We start from the raw sequence: 22450 nt of genomic DNA, 5'->3' as shown, positions 1-22450 counted from the left end.
ACGAACGCGCCCAAGGAGGGGGCAGGGTCTTCCCTGCCCCCTTCCGGCTGTCGCCTCTCGCCGACAGGGAACCTCCATGAACCCGCCACCGTCCCCCTTCGCCGGGGTCCCCCCGGTCTGCCGCCCCGATCCGTACGCCGGACAACGACGGACCTTCGGCTTCCCCGGCGGCCTCACGGCGGAGGTGCACACCCGCGGCGCCCGCCTCCACGGGCCGTGGGCGCCGGACCGGGGCGGCACCTCGGCCGACACCGTCCTCGCTCCTCGCGACCCGGCCCGGACGGCCGCCACCGCCCGGTACTTCGGCGCCGCCGTCGGCCGCTACGCCCACCGCATCGCACACGGTCGGTTCTCCCCGGACGCGAAGCCGTACCAGCCGACCACGCAGGAGGACGGCCACTGCCCTACTTCGACCTCGACGGCGAGGACGCAGGCGACGTCCTCGACCACGCACTGACCGTCGACGCCTCCCCCTGCACACCGGTCGCCGCGGTCCTCGGCAAGAGCGGTACGCCCTCCCGGGCGGGCGCCGGCATCGCGCTGGAGACCCAGCACTTCCCCGACTCCCCGAACCGCTCCGGCGACCCGTCCGCGGTGCTGCGACCCGGCGGCGAGTACCGGTCGAGGACGGTCCTGCGGTCCAGCACCCGCGACTGATCGAGTACGGACACGTCGACACGGCTGTGCCCGCCGGGGGAGGAACTGGCGGGCACAGCCGTGTCCGGAGCGGTGTCAGGCACCCGCCCTGCGCTTGTTCCACACGTCGAAGCCGACCGCCGCGAGGAGCACCAGGCCCTTGATGACCTGCTGCCAGTCGGTGCCCACCCCGACGAGGTTCATGCCGTTGTTGAGCACGCCGAGGACCAGACCGCCGATGATGGCTCCGAGGACGGTCCCTATCCCACCGCTCATCGACGCCCCGCCGATGAACGCGGCCGCGATGGCCTCCAGTTCGAAGTTGACGCCCGCCTTCGGCGAGGCCGCGTTGAAGCGCGCGGCGAAGACGAGCCCGGCGAGCGCCGCGAGCATTCCCATGTTGAGGAACACGGCGAAGGTCACCTTCTTGTCCTTGACCCCGGACAGCTTGGCGGCCGGCAGGTTCCCCCCGATCGCGTACACGTGGCGGCCGATCACCGCGTTGCGCATCACGTAACCGAAGCCGACCAGCAGCGCGGCCAGGATCAGGAGGACCACGGGGGCGCCCTTGTAGCTCGCGAGCAGCAGGGTGGTGACCAGGACGGCGGCGACCAGTGCCGTCAGCTTCAGCGCGAACAGGCCCGTGGGGAGCGGCTCCAGAGCGAATTCACGCTGGCGACGCCGGTCCCGTACCTCCTGGAACACCACGTAGGAGACCAGTCCCAGGCCGAGGAGCAGGGTCCCGTTGTGGTAGTTGGTCTGCGGTCCCACCTCCGGCAGGAAGCCGTTGGCGACCTTCTGCAGTCCGTCCGGGAACGGGCCGAGCGTCTGACCCTTGAGGAAGATCTCCGTGAGTCCGCGGAACAGCAGCATGCCGGCGAGGGTCACGATGAACGACGGTATGCCGAGGTACGCGATGAAGAAGCCCTGCAGGGCGCCGGCGACGGCTCCCAGCAGCAGGGTGAGGAGCGCCGCGACGGGCCAGGGCACCTGGTGCTCGACCATGAGCACCGCCCCGATCCCACCGACCAGGGCCATCAGGGAGCCCACCGACAGGTCGATGTGCCCGGAGATGATGACGATCATCATGCCGATCGCCAGGATGAGGACGTAGCTGTTCTGCAGCACCAGGTTGGAGACGTTGCGCGGAAGCAGGAGGTCGCCGCCCGTCCAGATCTGGAACAGGAGCACGATCAGGCCGAGTGCGAAGAGCATCCCGTACTGGCGCATGTTCCGCCGGACGCCGTCCAGGAGTACCCGGGCCAGCGGTGTCCCGGTGGACGGGGCACCGCGGCCCGGGGGCGTCGGTGTGGTCGTTTTCGTGCTGACGTCGGTGCTCATGCCTGGTGTCCTTCGCTGGAGGCGGCGCCTGCGGTGACCGCCGGTGGTGCGGGGGCGTCCTGCGTCATGTGCCGCATCAGGACTTCCTGGGTGGCTTCCTCGCGGGCGACTTCGCCGGTCAGCCGGCCTGCGGCCATGGTGTAGACGCGGTCGCACATGCCGAGCAGTTCGGGCAGCTCGGAGGAGATGAGGAGAATCGCCTTGCCCTCGGCGGCGAGCCGGTCGATCACGGTGTAGATCTCGAACTTGGCTCCCACGTCGACTCCGCGGGTGGGCTCGTCGAGGATGAGGACGTCCGGCCCGGCGAGGATCCACTTGCTGAGAACGACCTTCTGCTGGTTGCCGCCGGAAAGGCGGCCGACCGGCTCGAGGACGTTCGGAGCCTTGATGTTCATGGTCCGCCGGTACCGTTCGGCCACCTTGCGCTCCTCATGCCCGTCGACGACGCCGCGGCGGGCGAGGGCGCCGAGGGACGCGAGCGAGATGTTCCGGCTCACGGAGTCCCCGAGGTCGAGCCCGTAGTGCTTGCGGTCCTCCGTGACGTACGCGATGCCGTGGGCGACCGCCTCGGGGACCGTGCGGGTCCGTACCTCACGGCCGTCCTTGAGCACGGTGCCCTGCTCGTAGTGACCGTAGGAACGTCCGAAGACGCTCATCGCGAGTTCGGTCCGGCCGGCACCCATGAGCCCCGCGACGCCGACGATCTCACCGCGGCGGACCTGGAGCGAGACCCCGTCGACGGCCTTGCGGCCGCGGTCGAGGGGGTGACGTACGGTCCAGTTCCGGATCTCCAGGACAGGGGCGGCGTCGGCCGGGCCCTCGTACGGCGTGCGGTCGGGGAACCGGCTGTCGAGGTCCCGCCCCACCATGCCGCGGATGATGCGCTCCTCGGTGGTGGTGGCGTCCCTGACGTCGAGGGTCTCGATGGAGCGCCCGTCGCGCAGGATGGTGACGGAGTCGGCGATCCGGGCGATCTCGTTCAGCTTGTGCGAGATGATGATCGACGTGATGCCCTGACTCTTCAGCTCCCGCATCAGCCGCAGCAGCTTCGCGCTGTCCTCGTCGTTGAGCGCCGCGGTGGGCTCGTCGAGGATCAGCAGGCGGACGTTCTTCGCCAGCGCCTTCGCGATCTCCACGAGCTGCTGCTTGCCGACACCGATGTCGGCGACCCGGGTCTCGGGGTGTTCGTCGAGCCCGACCCGCCCGAGCAGTTCGGAAGCACGGCGCAGCGCCTCGTGCCAGTCGATGATCCCGCGCCGGGACGGCTCGTTGCCGAGGAAGACGTTCTCGGCGATCGACAGATGGGGAACGAGTGCGAGCTCCTGGTGGATGATGACGATGCCGCGCTGCTCGCTGGCCTTGATGTCCCTGAACCGGCACGGCTCGCCTTCGAAGAGGATCTCGCCCTCGTAGGTGCCGTGCGGGTGGACGCCGGACAGGACCTTCATGAGCGTCGACTTGCCGGCACCGTTCTCTCCGCACAGGGCGTGCACCTCGCCGCGCTGCACGGACAGGGTCACGTCGGACAGTGCTGTGACCCCGGGGAAGGTCTTGACGATGGACCGCATCTCGAGGACGGGGCCGGCCGGGGACGGGGCGGAGGAGGGAACCTCGGGGGAGGGGGCCGGGGCGGGCGTCACCGCAGTTCCTCGGCGTCGATGTAGCCCGAGTCGACCAGGACCTTCCGGTAGTTCGTCTTGTCGACGCTGACCGGATCGAGCAGGAAGGCCGGGACCACCTTCTTGCCGTTGTCGTAGGTGGCGTCGTCGTTGACCTCGGGCTTCTTGCCCGCGAGGACGGCGGTCACCATGTCTGCGGCGACCTGTGCGAGTGCGCGCGTGTCCTTGTAGACGGTCTGCGTCTGCTGGCCCGCGATGATCGACTTCACGGAGGCGACCTCCGCGTCCTGGCCGGTGACGACCGGCAGTGGCTTCGCGCTGCTGCCGTAGTCGTCGGACTTCAGGGCGGACAGGATGCCGATGGAGATGCCGTCGTAGGGGGAGAGGACGGCGTCGACCCTGGCCGTGGAGTACGCGGAGGTCAGCAGGTCGTCCATGCGCTTCTGGGCCGTACCGCCGTCCCACCTGAGCGTGGTGACCTGGTTCAGCCGGGTCTGCCCGGAGCGCACGACCAGCTGCTTCTTGTCCATGTAGGGCTTCAGCACCTTCATGGCACCGTTGAAGAAGTACTTGGTGTTGTTGTCGTCGTTGGACCCGGCGAACAACTCGATGTTGAAGGGGCCCTTCTTCGTGCCGGCCTTCAGTCCCAGCTTCTCGACGATGTACGAGGCCTGGAGTTCGCCGACCTTCTCGTTGTCGAAGGAGGCGTAGTAGTCGACGTGCGGGGAGCCCAGGATGAGCCGGTCGTAGGAGATGACCGGGATGTGGGCGTCGGCCGCCTGCTGCAGGACGTTGGACAGTGCCTCGCCGTTGATGGCGGCCACGACCAGGGCGTCGACGCCCTGGGTGATCATGTTCTCGATCTGGGCGACCTGCTGGTCGGGGTCGTCCTCGCCGTACTGCAGGGTCGTGGCGAAGCCGGCCTTCTTCAGGCTCTCGGTCATGTTGCGGCCGTCGGCGATCCACCGCTCGGAGGACTTGGTGGGCATCGCGATGCCGATGGTGTGGTCCTTCGAGTCCTTCGACTCCTGGCTGCCGCCCTCGCTGTTCTGCCCGCAGGCTGTCAGGAGCAGGGCACAGCCGGTGGTCACGGCCAGGAGGGCGGATGCGGATCGGAACTTCTTCATGGGTTACCCGGTAATCCCGTCGTCGAGGGCGGCTCCGGCCGAGGAACGGGTTCGGCGGCGGCGCGCGACCTCGCACCGCCGGGACGGCGCCGTTCCGGCTGGGTGGCCGGGACGTCGGCGTCCCGGTCGAAGTTGATTGTTAGCGCTCACAACGGCGTGATACAAGAGGCGCTAAGGTTTTTCTCGTATCGATGCACAGCCGTAAGCAGGGAGAAGGGAGGCGAACGTGGCGCATCCCGCGGAAGACGTCCGCCCGCCGACGATGGCCGACGTCGCGCGAGAGGCGGGGGTCTCCCACCAGACCGTCTCCCGAGTGCTGAGCGATCACCCCAACGTGCGCGCGGCCACGCGGGAACAGGTCACCCTGGCCATCGAACGGCTGGGCTACCGTCGCAACTCCGCCGCGCGCGCCCTGGTGACGCGCCGCACGAGGACGCTGGGTGTCATCGCCGTCAACACCGCCCTGTACGGCCCTGCCAGCACCCTGACCGGCCTGGAGGAGGCGGCCCGGGAGCAGGGCTACCTCGTCTCGACCGTCAGCCTGCGCACCGGAGAGGGGCAGGGGCTCAAGGACGCCATCGACCACCTCGCGTCCTGGGGTGTGGAAGGCGTCGTCGCCATCACCCCGCAACGCTCGCACGTGCAGGCGCTCGCCGAGCTGGACGCACCCTTCCCCGTGGTCACCGTGGAGGGGGGGCACCAGCTCGACCTGCCCGGCGTCTCCCTGGATCAGGAACTCGGCGCGCGCATGGTCACGGAGCACCTGCTCGCCGCCGGGCACGGCAATGTCTGGCACGTGGCGGGGCCCGACGACTGGCTGGAGAGCGAGGCCCGCACCACGGGATGGCGCACCGTCCTGGAGGCGAGCGGCATCCGCCCTCCGCGCGTCCTGACGGGTGACTGGAGCCCGCTGTCCGGTTACCGGGCGGGGCAGGAACTCGCCGGACTCGCCCTGGCCCGCCGCGGAGCGACACCGGTCACGGCCGTCTTCGTCGCCAACGACCAGATGGCGCTCGGCGTCCTGCGGGCGCTGCGCGAGGGCGGGATCCGCACCCCCGGACAGGTCGCCGTCGCCGGCTTCGACGACATCCCGGAGGCCGAGTTCTTCCCTCCGCCGCTGACGACGGTCCGCCAGGACTTCGCCGCCATCGGGCGCCGGAGCATCGGGCTCCTGGTGGACCACATCGAGGGTCGCGCCCGGAAGGCCGAGCACCTCCTGGTGGAACCGCAGCTCATCATGCGCGCGAGTACGCGCCCCTCGAACGAATCCTGACGCGGGGGCCGGTCTCTCGCCACGACCTCCTGGCGGCCCTCGTGGAGGCCGGTGACAGGTCTGCCGCCTGCCGCCTGCCGCCTGATGTCCGGCGTCCGGCGGCGCGCGCGTCGGTCCGCCCGCGCAAGCGCTCCGTCGACCGTTCCGTCCGCCCGGCTCTCCCGCCGGGCCGGTCGCGACGCCCGGGCTGCCTCTGGGCAGCAGGTGAGCGCTCACTTCAGAGGCCCCTCTTCTTGCCGAAAGTTCGACAGAACTCCACGCAACTCTTGTCCAAGGTAATTGTGAGCGTTAACAATCAGGGTGCTTCTCCGGCCCTGCTCATGACGAGAGAGACCACATCGTGACCACACGCCCCCCTTCCGGCCCCGCAGCCCCTCACCACCCCGAGGCATGCACCATCGGAGTCGACTTCGGCACCCTCTCCGGGCGCGCCGTCGTGGTCAGGGTCCGGGACGGCGCAGAACTCGGTTCGTCGGTCCACGAGTACCGCCACGCAGTCATCGAGGACCGCCTTCCCCCCACCGGCGCCCCCCTGCCCCCCGACTGGGCACTGCAACACCCCGAGGACTGGCGCGACGTCCTGCGTACCGCCGTTCCGGCGGCGCTCGCCGACGCCGGAGTCGATCCGGCCCGTGTCATCGGCATCGCCACCGACTTCACCGCCTGCACGGTCCTGCCGACCGCCCCGGACGGCACTCCGCTCGCCCTGACGCCCGAGTGGGCCGACCGCCCGCACGCCTGGCCCAAACTGTGGAAGCACCACGCGGCCCAGGCCCAGGCCGACCGCATCAACGCCCTCGCTCACGCACGCGGCGAGAAGTGGATCGCACGGTACGGAGGCAAGATCTCCGCCGAGTGGCAGTACGCCAAGGCCCTGCAGGTCCTGGAAGAGGACCCGGCCGTCTACGCGGCCTGTGCCCGCTGGATCGAGGCGGCCGACTGGATCGTCTGGCAGCTGACCGGCACCGAGTCCCGCAACACCTGCACAGCCGGCTACAAGGGCATCCATCAGGACGGGACCTACCCCTCGCCCGGCTTCCTCACCGGACTGCACCCGGACTTCGCCGACTTCCCCGCCACCCGCCTGGAGCACCCCCTCTCCCCGCTGGGCTCCCGCGTCGGCACCCTGAGCAGCCGGGCCGCCCACTGGACCGGTCTCCCCGAGGGCATCGCCGTCGCGGCGGGCAACGTCGACGCCCACGTGGCCGCACCCGCGGCGGGCGCCGTGGAGAACGGCCGGATGCTCGCCATCATGGGAACCTCCACCTGCCACGTCCTCAACGGCGCCACCCTCGCCGAGGTCCCCGGCATCTGCGGTGTCGTCGACGGCGGCATCGTCGAGGGTGCCTACGGTTACGAGGCCGGTCAGAGCGCGGTCGGCGACATCTTCGCCTGGTGGCTCCGCCAGGGCGTCCCGGACCACTACCGCGCCGAGGCCGGGGCATCGGGCGAGGACCTCCACCAACTCCTGACCCGCAAGGCCGCGGACCAGCCGGTCGGCGCGCACGGGCTGGTCGCCCTGGACTGGATGAACGGCAACCGCTCCACCCTGGTCGACCACCACCTCTCCGGAGTCATAGCCGGCCTCACCCTCGACTCCCGGCCCGAGGACGTCTACCGGGCGCTGCTCGAATCCACCGCCTACGGCACCCGGGTGATCGTCGAGACCTTCGAGGGCGGCGGGATCCCGGTCGAGGAGTTCATCGTCACCGGTGGGCTGAGGAAGAACACGCTGCTCATGCAGATCTACGCCGACGTGCTGCGCCGGCCCGTGTCCGTCGGCACCTCCGAGCAGGGGCCGGCGCTCGGCTCCGCCATCCACGCCGCCGTCGCCGCGGGCGCCTACCCCGACGTCCGCTCCGCCGCTTCCGTGATGGGCAGCGTCCAGCGCCAGGCGTACGTGCCCGACCCCTCACGGGCGGACGCCTACGACGCGCTGTTCCAGGAGTACCGCGCCCTGCACGACCACTTCGGTACCGGAGCGGACCTCCTCCTGCACCGCCTGCGACGGATCCGCAACACCGCACGCCTCGTCACCACCGGCTGACCGGGGCGCCTTCCCGCCACCGGGCGCCGGCCCGACCTCTCCGCCCCAGCACCTCCGAGGAGCACACCCGACATGACGCCCGCCCAGCCCGACCGCGAGATCTGGTTTCTCACCGGCAGCCAAGCCCTTTACGGCGACGACACCCTGGCCCAGGTCGCCGACCAGTCCCGCGCCATCTGCGACACCCTCGCCGGGCAGCCCCGGATGACCGTCCGCGTGGTGTGGAAGCCGGTCCTCACCGACGCGGCCGCCATCCGCGCGATCTGCCTGGAGGCCAACGCCGACGACCGCTGCATCGGCCTCATCGCCTGGATGCACACCTTCTCCCCGGCCAAGATGTGGATCGCCGGCCTCGACGCCCTGAGCAAGCCCCTGCTCCACCTGCACACCCAGGCCAACCGCCGACTTCCCTGGTCCACCATCGACATGGACTTCATGAACCTGAACCAGGCCGCCCACGGCGACCGCGAGTTCGGCTTCGTCCAGACCCGCCTCGGTGTCGCGCGCAAGACCGTGGCCGGCCACGTCTCCGCCCCCGACGTCGTCGACCGCATCGCCGGTTGGACCCGCGCCGCCGTCGGCCGCTCCGAGCTCACCACCCTCAAACTCGCCAGGTTCGGCGACAACATGCGCGACGTCGCCGTCACCGAGGGCGACAAGATTGAGGCGCAGCTGCGGTTCGGGGTCTCGGTCAACACGTACGGCGTCAACGACCTCGTCGCCGCGGTCGACGCGACCGACGAGGACACCGTCACCGCCCTCGTCAAGGAGTACCAGGACCTCTACGCCCTCGCGCCCGAGCTGCGGCCCGGCGGCGAACGCCACGCATCCCTGCGCTACGCCGCCCGTGTCGAAGCCGGTCTGCGCACCTTCCTCACGGAAGGCGGGTTCCGCGCCTTCACCACCAACTTCGAGGATCTCGGGGGCCTGCGCCAGCTGCCCGGCCTCGCCGTGCAGCGCCTGATGGCGGACGGCTACGGCTTCGGCGGCGAAGGAGACTGGAAGACCTCCACCCTGCTGCGCGCGCTGAAGGCGATGGCCCACGGCCTGCCCGGCGGCACCTCCTTCATGGAGGACTACACGTACGACCTCACGCCAGGCCGGGAACTCATCCTCGGCGCCCACATGCTGGAGGTCTGCCCCTCCCTCACGACGGCCACGCCCAGCTGCGAGATCCACGCGCTCGGGATCGGCGGACGCGAGGACCCGGTCCGACTCGTCTTCGACGCGGATCCCGGTCCGGCCGTCGTCGTCGGTCTCGCCGACATGGGCGACCGGTTCCGCCTCGTCGCCAACCACATCGACGTCGTCGCTCCGCCCGAGCCGCTGCCCAAGCTCCCCGTCGCCCGGGCCGTCTGGCGTCCCCGTCCCGACCTGCGCACTTCCACCGAAGCCTGGCTGACGGCCGGAGCACCGCACCACACCGTCCTGACCACCGCCCTCGGCGGCGAGGAGCTCGACGACCTCGCCGAGATGCTGCGGACCGAACTCGCCGTCATCGACGAGGACACCACGGTCCGGGCCTTCACGCGCGAGCTGCGCTGGAGCCAGGCCTACCACCGTCTGGCCCAGAGCCTGTGAGCACCCCCGCCACCCCCTCCACCCCCACGAGGACGGAGCCCTCCGTGACCACCGCCGTCTCCGAGGAACTGCGCCGGGAGGTGCTGGAGGCCAACCTCCGCATCCCCCGGGCCGGTCTGGCCACCCTCACCTGGGGCAACGTGAGCGGTGTGGACCGACAAGCCGGCGTCTTCGTCATCAAGCCCTCGGGCGTGGCCTACGACGTGCTGAGCGAGGAGGACCTGGTCGTCGTCTCCCTGTCCGACGGAAGCGTCGTGGAGGGCCACCTGCGACCGTCCACCGACACGGAGACGCACCGGAGCCTCTACCTGGCCTTCCCCTCCATCGGAGGCGTGACCCACACGCACTCCACCCACGCCGTCGCCTTCGCCCAGGCCCGGCGCCCGATACCGGTGCTCGGCACGACCCACGCCGACACCTTCAACGGTCCCGTCCCCGTCACCGCGGCCCTCACCCCCCAGCAGTGCGCCACGGGCTACGAGTACAACACCGGCCAGGTCATCGTGGACCTGCTGGGCCGTGACGACACCCGGGCCCGCGAGGTCCCCGGTGCCCTGGTCGCCCACCACGGCCCCTTCACCTGGGGCGCCGACGCCACCGCGTCCCTGGAGCACGCCGTCATCTGCGAGGCGGTGGCCGAGATGGCCCTCCACACCATCGCCCTGGGCACGGTCGAACCTCCGCAGCACCTCCTGGACCGCCACTTCACGCGCAAGCACGGCCCGGACGCCTACTACGGCAATTCCCCCTCCCTCTGACCGCACGAAGGGGAGCCAGGATCATCCTGGTTCCCCTCACCGGTGCGGTCGTGTCACTGGAACTGTCGTCTGCCCTTGCCCAGTTCCAAGGGCGGTACTCGACCGACTACGCGCTGGTCCTCGCGCACATCGTGCTCGCCATGGTCCCCGCCCCCGCCTTCTACGCCGTCGCGGAGCGCCGACTGATCGGCGGCCCCACCGCCGGCGCGACCAAGGGCTGACCCGTACCGCGTGGCCTCCCTCCCCGAGGAGACTCTGTGAAACGCTCGACCGCCCTGACAGTCGGCATTGTGTTAGCGCTCACATCGCATGCAGTGGCCGACTCCGCACGCGCCTCAGGCCAACCTCGCACGCGTCGGCATCGACTTCCGGGGCGAACTCCAGCCCATCCACCGGCCTTCGTCGACGCGCACGACGAGGTCGACCGATCCTCCACCCCGCTGTTCCTGGACGACCCGGACGACTCCTGTCAGTGGTTCGTCCGCAGCGAGCCCATCCCCGCCGTCAATCCGTCCCTGGCGTTCGACAAGGAGGCACCCCTCGCCCTGGGCGACACCCTGGCGCGCCGCTACCGGATGGTCGTGGCCGACGGCGCGTGGGATCTCGCGCGCCTGACCCGGCAGGTCGAGGAGCGCCCGTGGTGACACCGCTCCCCGGCGGCGTGGGACTCTCCGATCTGACCGTGTACGAGGGGGAGGGCGCCGACGGGCATGCGGCGGCACCCCCCCCACGTGCACCTCGTCTGCTCCGAGGCCTACGTCGTGATCGGCGGGGCGGGCAGCGTCCAGACCCCCACCACCTCCGGTTTCGCCGACACGCCGCTGCGCCCCGGCGACGTCGTCGGGTTCACGCCGGGAACGATCCACCGTCTCGTCAACGCCGGAGACCTGCGTCTCGTGGTCCTCATGCAGAACAGCGGCCTGCCCGAGGCCGGCGACGCCGTCTCCACTCCTGCACCGTCCCCGCAGATCCCCATCGTCCTCCCTTGAAGGAGCAACCCCGATGACACGTCGTCGGCCACCGCTGATCCTGGGCCTCGTCCTCGCCGTCCTGGCGTCCCTGCTGCTCGGTGCCGCTCTCGTCACCGCCCCGCCCGCCGCAGCGGCGGCCGTCGACACCGACGCCTGGTACGTGCTGGTCAACCGCAACAGCGGCAAGGCACTGGACGTCTACAACCTGGCCACCGGCGACGGCGCCCGCGTCACCCAGTGGACCAGGAACGACCAGAACCAGCAGCAGTGGCAGTTCGTCGCCTCCGGCGACGGCTACTACCGCGTCAAGTCCCGCCACTCCGGCAAGGTCCTGGGCGTCCAGAACAGCTCCACGGCCAACGGCGCCGCGGTCGTCCAGTGGACCGATGCGAACGGCACCAACCAACAGTGGCGGCTCGCCGACAGCGCGGACGGCCACCTCAGGCTCGTCGCCCGCCACAGTGGCAAGGCCCTCGAGGTCCAGGGCGCCTCCACCGCCGACAACGCGAACGTCGTCCAGTACGACGACTGGGGCGGCGCCAACCAGCAGTGGCAGCTCGTCAAGGTCGCCGGCGGCACCCCCGGCACCTGTGCCCTGCCCTCGTCCTACCGCTGGTCGTCGACGGGCGCGCTGGCGCAGCCCAAGACCGGATGGGCCTCGCTCAAGGACTTCACCGTGGCTCCTCACAACGGCAAGCACCTCGTCTACGCGACGACCCACGGCACCACGGGGACGGGAGTGGGCTGGGGCTCGATGAACTTCACCCCGTTCACCGACTGGTCGCAGATGGCCTCCACCGGCCAGAACGCGATGACGAACTCCGTCGTCGCGCCCACGCTCTTCTACTTCGCGCCGAAGAACATCTGGGTGCTCGCCCACCAGTGGGGCGGGACCGCGTTCTCCTACCGGACGTCGACCGACCCCACCAACCCGAACGGGTGGTCGGCGGAGCAGGAGCTCTTCTCCGGAAGCATCACCGGTTCGGGAACGGGCCCGATCGACCAGACGCTCATCGGCGACGGGACGAACATGTACCTGTTCTTCGCCGGTGACAACGGCAGGATCTACCGGGCGAGCATGCCGATCGGGAACTTCCCGGGAAGTTTCGGCTCCTCGTACACGACGGTCATGAGCGACACGGAGAAGAACCTCTTCGAGGCCCCCCAGGTCTACAGGGTCAAGGGCCAGAACCAGTACCTCATGATCGTCGAGGCCCGGGGAGCGAACGAACGCCGCTACTTCCGCTCGTTCACGGCCACCAGCCTCAACGGCTCGTGGACGCCGCAGGCCGCGACCGAGAACAGCCCCTTCGCGGGCAGGGCCAACAGCGGAGCCACCTGGACCAACGACATCAGCCACGGCGAGCTGGTCCGCGCCGGCGCCGACCAGACCTTCACGATCGACCCCTGCAACCTGCAGTTCCTCTACCAGGGTCGTGACCCCGACTCCGGCGGTGACTACGGCCAGTGGGCCTACCGCCCGGGTCTGCTGACGCTCCAGCGCTGACCACGTGGCGGGCTCGGTCGTCACCCGAGCCCGCCACGGTCGCGGGCCGGGGCCGCGTTCGGGACCAGCGTCGCCTCGGCGGTTCTTCCTGGTGTGCACGGAGTCGGGGCGCGAGGCATCTCGAAGGGCCGCCCGATGACGGAATCCTTACGTCACGGCGCGGACGCTCCCGCCGCACGGCGATCGGCCCCTAACGTCGCACCATGCGCGTACTCGTCACCGGAGGAGCCGGGTTCATCGGCTCGCACATCGTCACCGCACTGCTCTCGGCGGGCCACGAGCCCGTCGTCCTGGACGCGCTGCTGCCCGGCGCACACCCCACGGCCCCGGACCCCTCCCCGGTGGAGTTCCTGCACGCGGACGTCCGGGACCCGCAGGCGGTGCGGGCCGCCTTCGACGGGGTGCGGGCGGTCTGCCACCAGGCCGCCATGGTCGGCCTGGGCAAGGACTTCGCCGACGCGCCGGACTACGTCGGCTGCAACGACCTGGGGACCGCGGTCCTGCTCGCGGCGATGGCGGAGAGCGGCGTGCGGCACCTCGTCCTCGCCGGTTCCATGGTCGTGTACGGGGAGGGGCGGTACGAGTGCCCCGGCCACGGCCCGGTACGGCCCGGCCCCCGGCGCGCCGAGGACCTGGCGGCCGGACTCTTCGAGCCCCGCTGCCCCGCGTGCGGCGCCGAGCTCGTCCCGGGGCTCGTCCGGGAGGACGCTCCGGCCGACCCCCGGAACGTGTACGCGACGACGAAGCTGGCCCAGGAGCACCTGGCGGCGTCCTGGGCCCGCTCGGTGGACGGGACGGCGGTCTCGTTGCGCTACCACAACGTGTACGGGCCGGGCATGCCCCGCGACACCCCCTATGCGGGGGTGGCGTCCCTGTTCCGCTCGGCCCTCGCGCGCGGCGAGGCACCCCGTGTCTTCGAGGACGGCGGACAGCGCCGGGACTTCGTGCACGTGCGGGACGTCGCCGCCGCCGACGTGCTGGCGCTGGAAGCCGCCGACGACCTGCCGGCGGGGGCGCTCACCCCGTACAACGTCGGCAGCGGGGAGCCGCACACGGTGGGGGAGATGGCCGCCGCCCTGGCCCGCGCCCACGGCGGCCCGGAACCGGTGGTGACGGGAGAGTTCCGGCTCGGGGACGTCCGGCACGTCACGGCCGACTCGACCCGACTGCGGCACGACCTCGGCTGGCTGCCGGAGGTCGGTTTCGCCGAGGGGATGGAGGAGTTCGCCCGCGCCGGACAGCGGGCCTCCGCCGCCGCGGGCTGACCGGCGCGCTCAGCCCGCGGCGGCCGGGAGGGTGACCTCGAAACGGCACCCTCCGGGAACGTTGCGCACCTCCGCGCTGCCCGCGTGGGCCTCGACGATGCCCCTCACGATCGCGAGCCCCAGGCCCGCTCCGGCGGGCGGGGTACGCGCCTCGGTACCGCGCCAGCCGGTGTCGAAGACCCGGGGCAGGTCCTCGTCCCGGATGCCTCCGCAGCCGTCGGTGACGGACAGGACGACGGCGTCGTCGCGCCGCTCGGCGGCCACCGCCACCGTGCCGTCCGGCGGAGTGTGGCGGATGGCGTTGACGAGGAGGTTGGCCAGGACGCGGGTCATCTCCTTGCCGTCCACCTCGACGGGCACCGGCTGGACCGCATCTCCCGACAGGCGCACGCCGTGCTCGCGGGCGAGCGGGTCGGCGCCGCCGAGCGCGTCGCCGACCAGGTCGTAGACGGACAGGCGGCTCGGGGTGAGGGTGAGCGCGCCGGCGTGGATGCGGGAGAGCTCGAAGAGGTCGGTGACCATGGTGGTGAGGCGTTCGACCTCGGTGCGGATCTGCCGGTGGTAGCGGGCCGGGTCGGCCGCCACGCCGTCCTCCAGCGCCTCGGCCATGGCCCGCAGCCCGGCGAGCGGAGTGCGCAGGTCGTGGGAGATCCAGGCGACCAGCTCCCGCCGGGACGCCTCCAGGGCGCGCTCGCGCCGACGGGACTCGTCCAGCTTGGCACTCGTCGAGGCCAGTTCGAGGGTGAGGGCGGCCAGTTCGGCGGTGGCGGTACCGCCGGGGGCGGAGAAGCTTCCTCCGTCGCCGAAGTCCCGCGCCGCCTTCGTCAGGGCGTGGCTGCGGGCCACGACCCAGCGTCCGAGGAGGAGCGCGACGGCCAGTGAGACGAGGGCGGCCATGGCGGCCACGACGGTCACGACCCACAGGTCGTGGGCGGACAGGAACATGGCTTGGGCGACGGCCAGCGTCCCGGCGAGCATCGCCGTCACCGTGACGGCCGCGACCACGGTCAGGGAGACCGCGACCGAGCGGTGGCGCACGAGCCGGAGGACCACCGCGCCCGCGAGACCGGCGCAGAAGGCCCCCGCGAGTGCGAAGAGGGCGATGAACAGGACGTCCTTCACGCCGCTTCTCCGTCGTTCTCGTGTTCCCCGTCGCCCTCCGGCTCGAAGCTGTAGCCGACGCCCCACACGGTCCGGACGAACCGGGGCCGGGCCGGATCCTCCTCGATCTTGGCGCGGAGCCGACGCACGTGGACGGTGACGGTGGACAGGTCGCCGAAGTCCCAGCCCCACACCTCCCGCATCAGCTCCTCCCTGCTGTGCACCGCGCGCGGGCGGCCCAGGAAGTACGCGAGCAGGTCGAACTCCCTCAGGGTGAGGGAGAGCTCCCGTCCCGCCCGGGTGGCGCGGCGGGTCGCGGGATCCGCGGTGAGGTCTCCGGCACGGAGCACGGGGCCCGTGCCCGCCGGGACGGCGGCCGTACGGGTCCGTCGCAGCACCGACTCGACCCGCAGCACCAGTTCGCGCGGGCTGAACGGCTTGGTGACGTAGTCGTCCGCGCCCACCTCCAAGCCGGTGATCCGGTCCTCCTCGTCGCCGCGGGCCGTCAGCATGATCACCGGCACGGGCCGGTCGGCCCGCAGCCGCCGGCACACCTCCAGGCCGTCCAGGCCGGGCAGCATCAGGTCGAGCACGACCAGGTCGGGCCGCCGCCGCTCCGCCCGCAGCAGCGCGTCGGGGCCGTCGGCTGCGTGCTCGACGGAGCACCCCGCCCGCTCCAGGTAGCCGCCGACCACCTCGGCCACCGTGGGGTCGTCGTCCACCACCAGGATCCGGGCGGGTGCGGTCGGGGCGTCGTGCTCGCTCATGGCGCCCACCCTCGCATCCGCGAGCCTCCGCAGGCCACGTCCACCCGGGGGTACACGGACCGATGTCCGCGTTTCGTAAGGAGTGAAAGGGCCTGGAGGCCGCCCGCGGTTCCTACGGTGAGACGTGTGACACCCATGACCGCAGATGTCGTCCTGCCCTGCCTCGACGAAGCCGAGGCCCTCCCCTGGGTCCTGTCCCGGATCCCCGCCGGATGGCGGCCCATCGTCGTCGACAACGGCTCCACCGACGGCTCGGCCGCGCTCGCCGCCGACCTCGGGGCCACCGTCGTGCACGAGCCCCGGCGCGGGTTCGGCGCCGCCTGCCAGGCCGGGCTGCTCGCCGCCGAGGCCGAGTTCGTGTGCTTCTGCGACTGCGACGCCTCCCTCGACCCCGCCCTGCTGCCCGGCCTCGTCCGCTCCGTGGCCGACGGCTCCGCCGACCTGCTCCTCGGCCGCCGTCGCCCCACCGCGCGCGGCACTTGGCCCGCCCACGCCAGGGCGGGGAACACCGCCCTGTCCTGGCTGCTCAAGCGCCGCACCGGACTCCGGCTGCGCGACCTCGGACCGATGCGCACGGCCCGCCGCGCAGCCCTCCTGGCACTGGACCTCTCGGACCGGCGCAGCGGCTATCCGCTGGAGATGGTGGTGCGGGCCGCCGACGCGGGCTGGCGCGTGCGCGAGGTCGACGTGCCCTATCTGCCCCGGGCGGGCCGCTCCAAGGTCACCGGCACCTGGAAGGGCACCTGGCAGACCGTGAACGACATGAGGCGCGTGCTCGACGCGCCCGTCGCCGTCGGAGGTGCCCGCCCGTGACCACCCTCCTGGTCATCGCGAAGCAGCCGCTGCCCGGCCGTGCGAAGACGCGGCTCACACCTCCGTTCACTCCGGAGGAGGCGGCCTCCCTCGCCGAGGCGGCCCTCGCGGACACGCTCGCCACCGCGGCGCGCGTCCCGGCGGACCGGCACGTCCTCGTGCTCGACGGCGCACCGGGACCGTGGCTGCCGCCCGGCTTCCGCGTCGTCCCCCAGACGGCGGGCGGGCTCGACGTCCGGCTCGCGGCCGCGTTCGCCGCCTGCGACGGTCCGGCGCTCCTCATCGGCATGGACACCCCGCAGCTCACCCCGCAGGTCCTCGCCCCCGCCCTGTGCTGGGACACCCACGACGCCTGGTTCGGCCCCGCCGCCGACGGGGGCTTCTGGGCCCTCGGCCTCGCCGCTCCCGATCCCGCCCTCCTGCTCGGCGTGCCGATGTCCCGGCCCGACACGGGGGCCGTGCAGCACGCGCGGCTGCGGACGGCCGGACTGGGCGTCGGCCTCCTGCCGGTCCTGCGGGACGTGGACACCGCGCGGGACGCCCGGCAGGTCGCGGCAGAGGCACCGGACACCCGCTTCGCGGCCCGGCACGCCCGACTGACGGCCACGACGGTGGGGACGGCCTCGTGACCACGACGGCCTGGCGCTCCGATCCGTACACCGACGCCCTGCGCACCGGGCGGGGCCCGCTGTTCCTGCGGCGCGACGACGGCTGGCTGCTGCCCCTGGAGGTCGAGCGCTGGTGCGAGGCGCCGGACGCCGCGGACCGGTCCGTCCTGGAGCGCTGCGGCCACCGGGTCCTCGACATCGGCTGCGGTCCCGGACGGCTCGTCGCCGCCCTCGCCGCCGATGGGCGGCGGGCCCTGGGCATCGACGTCAGCCCGGAGGCGGTGTCCCGTACGGAGAGGGTCGGCGGCACGGCCCTGTGCAGGTCCGTCTTCGAACCGCTGCCCGGGGAGGGCCGCTGGGACACGGCCCTCCTGATCGACGGGAACATCGGGATCGGAGGCGATCCGGCCCGCCTGCTGGGACGGTTGCGCCGGATCGTCTCCCGCACCGGTCGTGTCCTCGCCGAGTGCGCGCCGGTCGACGTCGACGAGCGCTGCGAGGTGCGGGTCGACGACGGCCGCGGCGGCCGGGGCGAGTCGTTCCCCTGGGCCCGGGTCGGCACCCGGGCCCTCTCCGCCCGGGCGGCCGGAGCCGGATGGACCGTGTCCGAGAGCTGGACGGCCGCGGGACGCTCCTTCCTCTCCCTCGTTCCTCAGCCCTCTTCGCCGGTCCGCCGTTGAGACCGCTGCCGCCACAGCCGCACGAGGTGCGGCGACACCGCTCCCACGGCCACGGCCGCCAGCACGATCACGAGGTTCCGCCCGTAGGGGAGCGGCAGCGCCGACGGGTTGGGCGCCGGGCCGGGCCGCAGGAGGAGCGGCAGCGTCACCAGGACCACACTGCCGGAGATCACCAGCGCCCCGCGCCACAAGCGCTGTTCGGGCCGACCGGCGATCAGCAGGCCGACGGCCAGGACCAGCGGGGCGAGGAGACCGTCGTGGACGACGAGGGCTCCGGCCAGCCACACCAGTACGTCGCCGGAAGCCGGTTGGGCGGCCACCAGCCAGGCCCCCAGGCCGATCAGGCCGACGCCGAGAGCGCCGACCGCGTAACGCAGCGTCCGCAGCGGGTTCACAGCACCTCCAGGCGGTGTACCCACTTGGTCTGCAGGACTCCGGGCCGGTTGGGCGCGATGATCCGGGCGGGGAAGCCGTGGTCGGGGGAGAGCCGCTGCCCGTTGAGCGCGAGGGCGAGGAGGGTGAGCGGATCGTCCGCGTACTCCGCACCCATCTCCATCACCCGGTAGGCGCCCCGGGCCTCCAGGGAGGTCACCCGCAGGGCGTCCCGGCCCGCCCGTCCGCCGGCCCTCTCCAGCAGGTCCCGCACCCGCACCCCTTCCCACTCCGCGTCGACGCTCCAGCCCTCCACGCAGGCGATCGGCAGCCGTGCCCGCGCGGAAGGCATCGCCAGCAGCTCGTCGAGCGCGAGGACGTACGGCAGGGGGCCGAGCACTTCCAGGCGCCACCGTCCCAGGCCGTCGGCCGTGATGCCCGCCGCGGCGGCGGTCCGGTTCACCGGCAGCCCCTGGGGCCCGTGGTCGGGACTGCGGGGCGCGAGCAGGTCGAACGCCTTCAGGGGGGTGACGGACTGGCCGACCGTCGTCAGCGTCACCACGCCGACCGCTCCGCCCACGGCGAGGAGCAGCGAACGCCGGTCGGTGACGTCCTCGGCCGGCAACGCGCGCGTCCCTTCGGAGCGCCTGCTCCCATGGGCCCCGATCTCGGGCGCCTTGACGGCGACGTGCAGCAGGATCGAGCCGGCCACGATCCAGGCGACGGCGAAGTGCACCGGCACGAAGGAGAACGACCACGGGTACCACTCGACGGTGTTGAGCAGCCCCGTCATCACCTGGAAGACGGCGGTCGCCACCAGGACGGCGATCGACAGGCGTTCCAGCGCGTGCCGTACGGACCGGACCGGCGGCCACGTGAACAGGCGCGGGTACACGGCCCAGAGCTTCACCGGGAGCAGCACGAGCGCGGCGATGCCGCTGGCGACGTGCAGGCCCTGAGTGAGCCGGTAACCCCACACCGGCCGGGCGGGAAGGTGATCGGCGAGCCATTCCGGCGGGTGCTGGAGGTAGTGGCTGACGAGACCGGTCAGCAGGCAGACGCCGAAGGCGGCGCCGAGCCACCGGCCGACGGCCGTCGCCGTCCTGGCGTCGTGCAGCCGGCCGTCGAAGGACGGCGGCCGCAGCGCGGACAGGGCCCGGACCGCAGGTTTGGGCACGCGGAAGGTCATGAGGTCCATGACACCCCCACGAGGAGCCGTACGAACGGTTCGACACCTTACGGAACTCGAACGTCCCGCCGGGTCGACTCCCCGCCGGTCCCGCGCGCTGTCAGGCTGCGTGGGTGATCCGCAACCGCCCCGCCGTCGCCGCCGCTCTTCTGCTCGCGGCCCTGACCGCCCTCCTCGCCGTCCTCCTGCACGGGAACGCGCGCGGCGCCGGCCTCCTCGCCGGTTACGCGGGGGCGTGGGCACTGTTCGCGGCGGCGGTCGCCGTCCTGCGCCGGGTCCCCGGCCGCTCGGTCGTCCCGCTCCTCGTCGCCGGGGCGATCGCGGTCACGGCCACCGGCCTGACGGCGGCACCGGCCACGAGCACCGACTCCTACCGGTACGCGTGGGACGGGCGGGTACAGGCGTCCGGAGTCTCCCCGTACGACCACGCGCCGGACGATCCGGCACTCGCCGGGCTGCGCGACGGATGGCTCTTCCCCGACGCCGCGACCTGCGCGCGGAATGAGACCGACCTCGCCCCGCTCGACGACGGCCTGTGCACCCGCATCAACCGGCCCGGGGTCCACACCGTCTACCCCCCGACCGCGGAGGTCTGGTTCCTGCTGGTCCACGCCCTGTCACCGGACGGCGTCCGCCACAAGGCCCTCCAGACCGCCGCCGCCCTGCTCGCGCTGGCCGTCACGGGCCTGCTGGTCGTGATCACCCGCCGCCGGGGCGATCCCTGGAGGACCGCCTTCTGGGCCTGGTGCCCGGCCGTCCCCGTCGAAGCCGTCAACAACGCCCACGTGGACGTCCTCGCGGTCCTCCTCTCCGTCGCCGCCCTGGCCGTCGTGGCACGCCGCCGCGTCGCCGGGGGAGTGCTGCTCGGCCTCGCGGTCGCCACGAAGATGCTCCCGGCCCTCCTCGTACCCGGAGCGCTGTCCGGCGCGAGGCGACCGCGCGCGGCCCCGGCGGTCCTGGTGCCGGTGGCCGCCACCGTCGGGGCGCTGTACCTCCCGTACGTCCTCCTCTCCCGGGAATCCGTCCTCGGGTACCTGAGCGGCTACGCCCAGGAGGAGGGGTACGACGACGCGAGCGCGAGCGGCCGGTACGCCCTGCTCCGGCTCGTCCTGCCCGACGCGTGGGCGGTGCCCGGCGTCGCCCTCGGCATGACGGCCGTGGTGCTCACGGTCTGGTGGCGCGGAGACCCCGAACGCCCCTGGCGCGGCGCCCTGGTGACCACCGGCACCGCCTTCCTCCTGCTGACCCCCGGCTACTCCTGGTACGCCCTCCTCCTGGTCGCGCTCGTCGCCCTCGACGGCCGCTGGGAGTGGCTGGGCGTGGCCCTCGCCGGTGCCACCGCCTACCTCGCGGTTCCTTCGGCGGGGTACGGGGTGGCCACCACGGCCTACGGGATTGCGGCGGCTGCGGTCTGCGCGGGCCGGTGGGCACGGCGACGCCCGAGCGGCCCACGGCCCGATCCGGGACGACCACGAACACGGCCGCGTGACGAACCGGCCGTCCCCACCACGGAGACACGACACCGTGCATGAACGACCCGACGGGAACCCGATGGCCGACATCGCGATCATCGGCGGAAGCGGCTTCCACGAACTGCTGGATCCGGCCCACCGCGTCGAGGTGACCACCCCGTACGGTCCGCCCTCCGACGCCGTGACCATCGGCACCGTGGACGAGCGCAGGGTGGCCTTCCTCCCCGGGCACGGATCCACGCACGCCCTCCCCGCCCACCGCATCGACCACCGCGCCAACCCGTGGGCCCTCCGCTCACTGGGCGTCCGGCGGATCCTCGCACCCTGCGCCGTCGGATCCCTGCGCGACGACCTCTGCCCCGGCAGCGTGGTCGTCCCCGACCAACTGGTCGACCGCACGACCGGGCGCGTGCAGACGTACTACGACCGGGGCGCGGTGCACGTCTCCTTCGCGGATCCGTACTGCGAAAGGGGGCGGACCGCCGTCCTCAAGGCGGGGAGCGAGGGCGGGGAGGGCGTCTCGCAGCACGAGGTGTTCGAGGCGTTCTCGGCGAACGTCCGGCGGCTGAAGGACCTCGTCCTCCACACCGTCCGGATCATGGAACCCGAGAGGGAGTGCGCCTGTTCCGCGGCGCTCGACGGCATGGAGTTGCCGTTCGAGCTGCCATGAGGAAGTCCTGTCCGAGGACGACGATCAGACGACGAAGTCACAGTCGGGGAGGAGCACGGGTGGAGAAGAACCGGAAGAGGAAGCGGTGGGCGGGCCTCGTGACCGCCGCGGTGGTCACGACGGCAGGACTGGTGTGGTTCGAGCCGTGGGCCGTGTTGGCGGACAAGACGGTCCACGAGACGCTTCCTGTCGCGAACGCCCCGGCCGCGACATCGTCCACCGGAACGCCGGCGATGGATCCGAGCCCTTCCCCTTCGTCCGTCGTGCCGGTCACGGTCGCGCAGGGCACCTTCATCAGCCACGAGCACACGACCACCGGCACGGCGAAGGTCGTCCGTCTTGCCGACGGCACCCACACCCTGCGCTTGGAGGGGCTCGACACCAGCAACGGCCCCGACCTGCACGTCCTGTTGAGCGACGCCCCCGTCAAGCAGGGTCCGGCCGGCTGGAGGGTCTTCGACGAGGGGAAGCACGTCGACCTGGCTGAACTCAAGGGCAACAGAGGTGACCAGAACTATCCCCTGCCTGCAGGCGTCGACTGGTCGAAGCACCCCAGCGTCAGCATCTGGTGCGACCGGTTCGACGTCTCCTTCGGAGCTGCCGCACTCGTCCGTGTCTGACGGACCGCGACGCCCGCCACCGGCCCCTGCCCA

22 protein-coding genes and 2 pseudogenes are annotated in these 22450 nt (G+C 72.0%); 17 read left to right on the top strand and 7 right to left on the bottom strand.

All coding sequences use genetic code 11. From position 1 onward, the window contains the following. Nucleotides 1-76: 76 nt before the first annotated feature. Nucleotides 77-457: an aldose epimerase family protein gene (locus ACZ66Z_RS00355; protein ID WP_469931719.1), complete on the top strand. Its 381-nt coding sequence runs from the start codon at nt 77-79 to the stop codon at nt 455-457. A gap of 56 nt (nt 458-513) precedes the next feature. Beyond that, nucleotides 514-657 (top strand): annotated as a pseudogene (locus tag ACZ66Z_RS00350) (aldose epimerase family protein); the annotation flags it as partial. Between the two features lie 75 nt (nt 658-732). Here the strand turns inward: ACZ66Z_RS00350 and mmsB are convergent. From mmsB to chvE, 3 genes are read right to left on the bottom strand one after another with little or no spacing between them, the layout of a single operon-like run. Further along, nucleotides 733-1977 (bottom strand): multiple monosaccharide ABC transporter permease, encoded by a 1245-nt coding sequence (mmsB, locus tag ACZ66Z_RS00345; RefSeq protein ID WP_469931718.1) that lies wholly within the window; start codon nt 1975-1977, stop codon nt 733-735. Next, nucleotides 1974-3617, bottom strand: coding sequence for a multiple monosaccharide ABC transporter ATP-binding protein (mmsA, locus tag ACZ66Z_RS00340; protein WP_469931717.1), 1644 nt, complete (start codon nt 3615-3617; stop codon nt 1974-1976). The genes mmsB and mmsA overlap by 4 nt, the downstream gene beginning before the upstream one ends. Continuing rightward, nucleotides 3614-4723 (bottom strand): multiple monosaccharide ABC transporter substrate-binding protein, encoded by a 1110-nt coding sequence (gene chvE / locus ACZ66Z_RS00335; RefSeq protein ID WP_469931716.1) that lies wholly within the window; start codon nt 4721-4723, stop codon nt 3614-3616. The genes mmsA and chvE overlap by 4 nt, the downstream gene beginning before the upstream one ends. Before the next feature lie 226 nt (nt 4724-4949). Here chvE and ACZ66Z_RS00330 point away from each other — a divergent pair, with 226 nt between their 5' ends. The 9 genes and pseudogenes from ACZ66Z_RS00330 to ACZ66Z_RS00290 all read left to right on the top strand — a co-directional run bounded on the left by ACZ66Z_RS00330 (nt 4950) and on the right by ACZ66Z_RS00290 (nt 14125). Further along, on the top strand, nt 4950-5996 hold the full coding sequence (locus ACZ66Z_RS00330; protein ID WP_469931715.1) for a LacI family DNA-binding transcriptional regulator: 1047 nt from the start codon (nt 4950-4952) through the stop codon (nt 5994-5996). Nucleotides 5997-6336: 340 nt separating this feature from the next. Beyond that, on the top strand, nt 6337-8043 hold the full coding sequence (gene araB, locus ACZ66Z_RS00325) for a ribulokinase (RefSeq protein ID WP_469931714.1): 1707 nt from the start codon (nt 6337-6339) through the stop codon (nt 8041-8043). Nucleotides 8044-8115: 72 nt separating this feature from the next. Continuing rightward, the gene (gene araA / locus ACZ66Z_RS00320; RefSeq protein ID WP_469931713.1) at nt 8116-9624 is read left to right on the top strand and encodes an L-arabinose isomerase; all 1509 of its coding nucleotides are present in this window, start codon (nt 8116-8118) and stop codon (nt 9622-9624) included. A gap of 44 nt (nt 9625-9668) precedes the next feature. Next, complete coding sequence (gene araD / locus ACZ66Z_RS00315; RefSeq protein WP_469931712.1) at nt 9669-10382, top strand: L-ribulose-5-phosphate 4-epimerase AraD; 714 nt, start codon at nt 9669-9671, stop codon at nt 10380-10382. Nucleotides 10383-10462: 80 nt separating this feature from the next. Further along, nucleotides 10463-10603 (top strand): annotated as a pseudogene (locus ACZ66Z_RS00310) (carbohydrate ABC transporter permease); the annotation flags it as partial. Nucleotides 10604-10639: 36 nt separating this feature from the next. Next, nucleotides 10640-11026: a DUF6807 family protein gene (locus tag ACZ66Z_RS00305; RefSeq protein ID WP_469931711.1), complete on the top strand. Its 387-nt coding sequence runs from the start codon at nt 10640-10642 to the stop codon at nt 11024-11026. Nucleotides 11027-11092: 66 nt separating this feature from the next. Beyond that, entirely contained in the window at nt 11093-11371 is a 279-nt protein-coding gene (locus tag ACZ66Z_RS00300) for a cupin domain-containing protein (protein ID WP_469931710.1), read from the top strand. Nucleotides 11372-11384: 13 nt separating this feature from the next. Next, entirely contained in the window at nt 11385-12860 is a 1476-nt protein-coding gene (locus ACZ66Z_RS00295) for a non-reducing end alpha-L-arabinofuranosidase family hydrolase (protein WP_469931709.1), read from the top strand. A gap of 203 nt (nt 12861-13063) precedes the next feature. After that, nucleotides 13064-14125: an NAD-dependent epimerase/dehydratase family protein gene (locus ACZ66Z_RS00290; protein WP_469931708.1), complete on the top strand. Its 1062-nt coding sequence runs from the start codon at nt 13064-13066 to the stop codon at nt 14123-14125. 9 nt (nt 14126-14134) lie between these two features. Here ACZ66Z_RS00290 and ACZ66Z_RS00285 read toward each other — a convergent pair whose 3' ends face one another. Both ACZ66Z_RS00285 and ACZ66Z_RS00280 read right to left on the bottom strand, forming a co-directional pair. Then, nucleotides 14135-15247 (bottom strand): sensor histidine kinase, encoded by a 1113-nt coding sequence (locus tag ACZ66Z_RS00285; protein WP_469931707.1) that lies wholly within the window; start codon nt 15245-15247, stop codon nt 14135-14137. Then, entirely contained in the window at nt 15244-15993 is a 750-nt protein-coding gene (locus ACZ66Z_RS00280; protein ID WP_469931706.1) for a response regulator transcription factor, read from the bottom strand. The genes ACZ66Z_RS00285 and ACZ66Z_RS00280 overlap by 4 nt, the downstream gene beginning before the upstream one ends. A gap of 135 nt (nt 15994-16128) precedes the next feature. On the opposite strand from ACZ66Z_RS00280, the gene ACZ66Z_RS00275 reads away from it, so the two are divergent. Genes ACZ66Z_RS00275 through ACZ66Z_RS00265 form a run of 3 tightly spaced genes read left to right on the top strand, consistent with a single transcriptional unit; the run spans nt 16129 to nt 18094 of the window. Next, the gene (locus tag ACZ66Z_RS00275; RefSeq protein ID WP_469931705.1) at nt 16129-16806 is read left to right on the top strand and encodes a glycosyltransferase family 2 protein; all 678 of its coding nucleotides are present in this window, start codon (nt 16129-16131) and stop codon (nt 16804-16806) included. After that, nucleotides 16803-17435: a TIGR04282 family arsenosugar biosynthesis glycosyltransferase gene (locus ACZ66Z_RS00270; RefSeq protein WP_469931704.1), complete on the top strand. Its 633-nt coding sequence runs from the start codon at nt 16803-16805 to the stop codon at nt 17433-17435. The genes ACZ66Z_RS00275 and ACZ66Z_RS00270 overlap by 4 nt, the downstream gene beginning before the upstream one ends. Then, complete coding sequence (locus ACZ66Z_RS00265) at nt 17432-18094, top strand: class I SAM-dependent methyltransferase (protein WP_469931703.1); 663 nt, start codon at nt 17432-17434, stop codon at nt 18092-18094. The genes ACZ66Z_RS00270 and ACZ66Z_RS00265 overlap by 4 nt, the downstream gene beginning before the upstream one ends. Here the strand turns inward: ACZ66Z_RS00265 and ACZ66Z_RS00260 are convergent. After that, complete coding sequence (locus tag ACZ66Z_RS00260) at nt 18067-18489, bottom strand: hypothetical protein (RefSeq protein WP_469931702.1); 423 nt, start codon at nt 18487-18489, stop codon at nt 18067-18069. The genes ACZ66Z_RS00265 and ACZ66Z_RS00260 overlap by 28 nt on opposite strands. Beyond that, nucleotides 18486-19655, bottom strand: coding sequence for a molybdopterin-dependent oxidoreductase (locus ACZ66Z_RS00255; RefSeq protein ID WP_469932235.1), 1170 nt, complete (start codon nt 19653-19655; stop codon nt 18486-18488). The genes ACZ66Z_RS00260 and ACZ66Z_RS00255 overlap by 4 nt, the downstream gene beginning before the upstream one ends. Before the next feature lie 113 nt (nt 19656-19768). Here ACZ66Z_RS00255 and ACZ66Z_RS00250 point away from each other — a divergent pair, with 113 nt between their 5' ends. From ACZ66Z_RS00250 to ACZ66Z_RS00240, 3 genes are read left to right on the top strand one after another with little or no spacing between them, the layout of a single operon-like run. Then, the gene (locus ACZ66Z_RS00250) at nt 19769-21187 is read left to right on the top strand and encodes a glycosyltransferase 87 family protein (RefSeq protein WP_469931701.1); all 1419 of its coding nucleotides are present in this window, start codon (nt 19769-19771) and stop codon (nt 21185-21187) included. A gap of 19 nt (nt 21188-21206) precedes the next feature. Further along, nucleotides 21207-21797, top strand: a complete 591-nt coding sequence (locus ACZ66Z_RS00245; protein ID WP_469932234.1) for a phosphorylase family protein — start codon at nt 21207-21209, stop codon at nt 21795-21797. A gap of 59 nt (nt 21798-21856) precedes the next feature. Continuing rightward, nucleotides 21857-22417: a DM13 domain-containing protein gene (locus tag ACZ66Z_RS00240; RefSeq protein WP_469931700.1), complete on the top strand. Its 561-nt coding sequence runs from the start codon at nt 21857-21859 to the stop codon at nt 22415-22417. Nucleotides 22418-22450 lie beyond the last annotated feature (33 nt).

This window comes from Streptomyces sp. NPDC107498 (assembly GCF_055582805.1).
Note: the sequence above shows the minus strand (reverse complement) of the source record. Positions and strands in the feature narration are given on the sequence as shown.

Bases quoted from the DNA above. Each gene is read 5' to 3' on its own strand.
- ACZ66Z_RS00355 (WP_469931719.1), top strand. From the start codon at position 77: ATGAACCCGCCACCGTCCCCCTTCGCCGGGGTCCCCCCGGTCTGCCGC.
- mmsB (WP_469931718.1), bottom strand. From the start codon at position 1,977: ATGAGCACCGACGTCAGCACGAAAACGACCACACCGACGCCCCCGGGC.
- chvE (WP_469931716.1), bottom strand. From the start codon at position 4,723: ATGAAGAAGTTCCGATCCGCATCCGCCCTCCTGGCCGTGACCACCGGC.
- araA (WP_469931713.1), top strand. From the start codon at position 8,116: ATGACGCCCGCCCAGCCCGACCGCGAGATCTGGTTTCTCACCGGCAGC.
- ACZ66Z_RS00300 (WP_469931710.1), top strand. From the start codon at position 11,093: ATGCGGCGGCACCCCCCCCACGTGCACCTCGTCTGCTCCGAGGCCTAC.
- ACZ66Z_RS00295 (WP_469931709.1), top strand. From the start codon at position 11,385: ATGACACGTCGTCGGCCACCGCTGATCCTGGGCCTCGTCCTCGCCGTC.
- ACZ66Z_RS00290 (WP_469931708.1), top strand. From the start codon at position 13,064: ATGCGCGTACTCGTCACCGGAGGAGCCGGGTTCATCGGCTCGCACATC.
- ACZ66Z_RS00280 (WP_469931706.1), bottom strand. From the start codon at position 15,993: ATGAGCGAGCACGACGCCCCGACCGCACCCGCCCGGATCCTGGTGGTG.
- ACZ66Z_RS00275 (WP_469931705.1), top strand. From the start codon at position 16,129: ATGACCGCAGATGTCGTCCTGCCCTGCCTCGACGAAGCCGAGGCCCTC.
- ACZ66Z_RS00255 (WP_469932235.1), bottom strand. From the start codon at position 19,655: ATGACCTTCCGCGTGCCCAAACCTGCGGTCCGGGCCCTGTCCGCGCTG.
- ACZ66Z_RS00245 (WP_469932234.1), top strand. From the start codon at position 21,207: ATGGCCGACATCGCGATCATCGGCGGAAGCGGCTTCCACGAACTGCTG.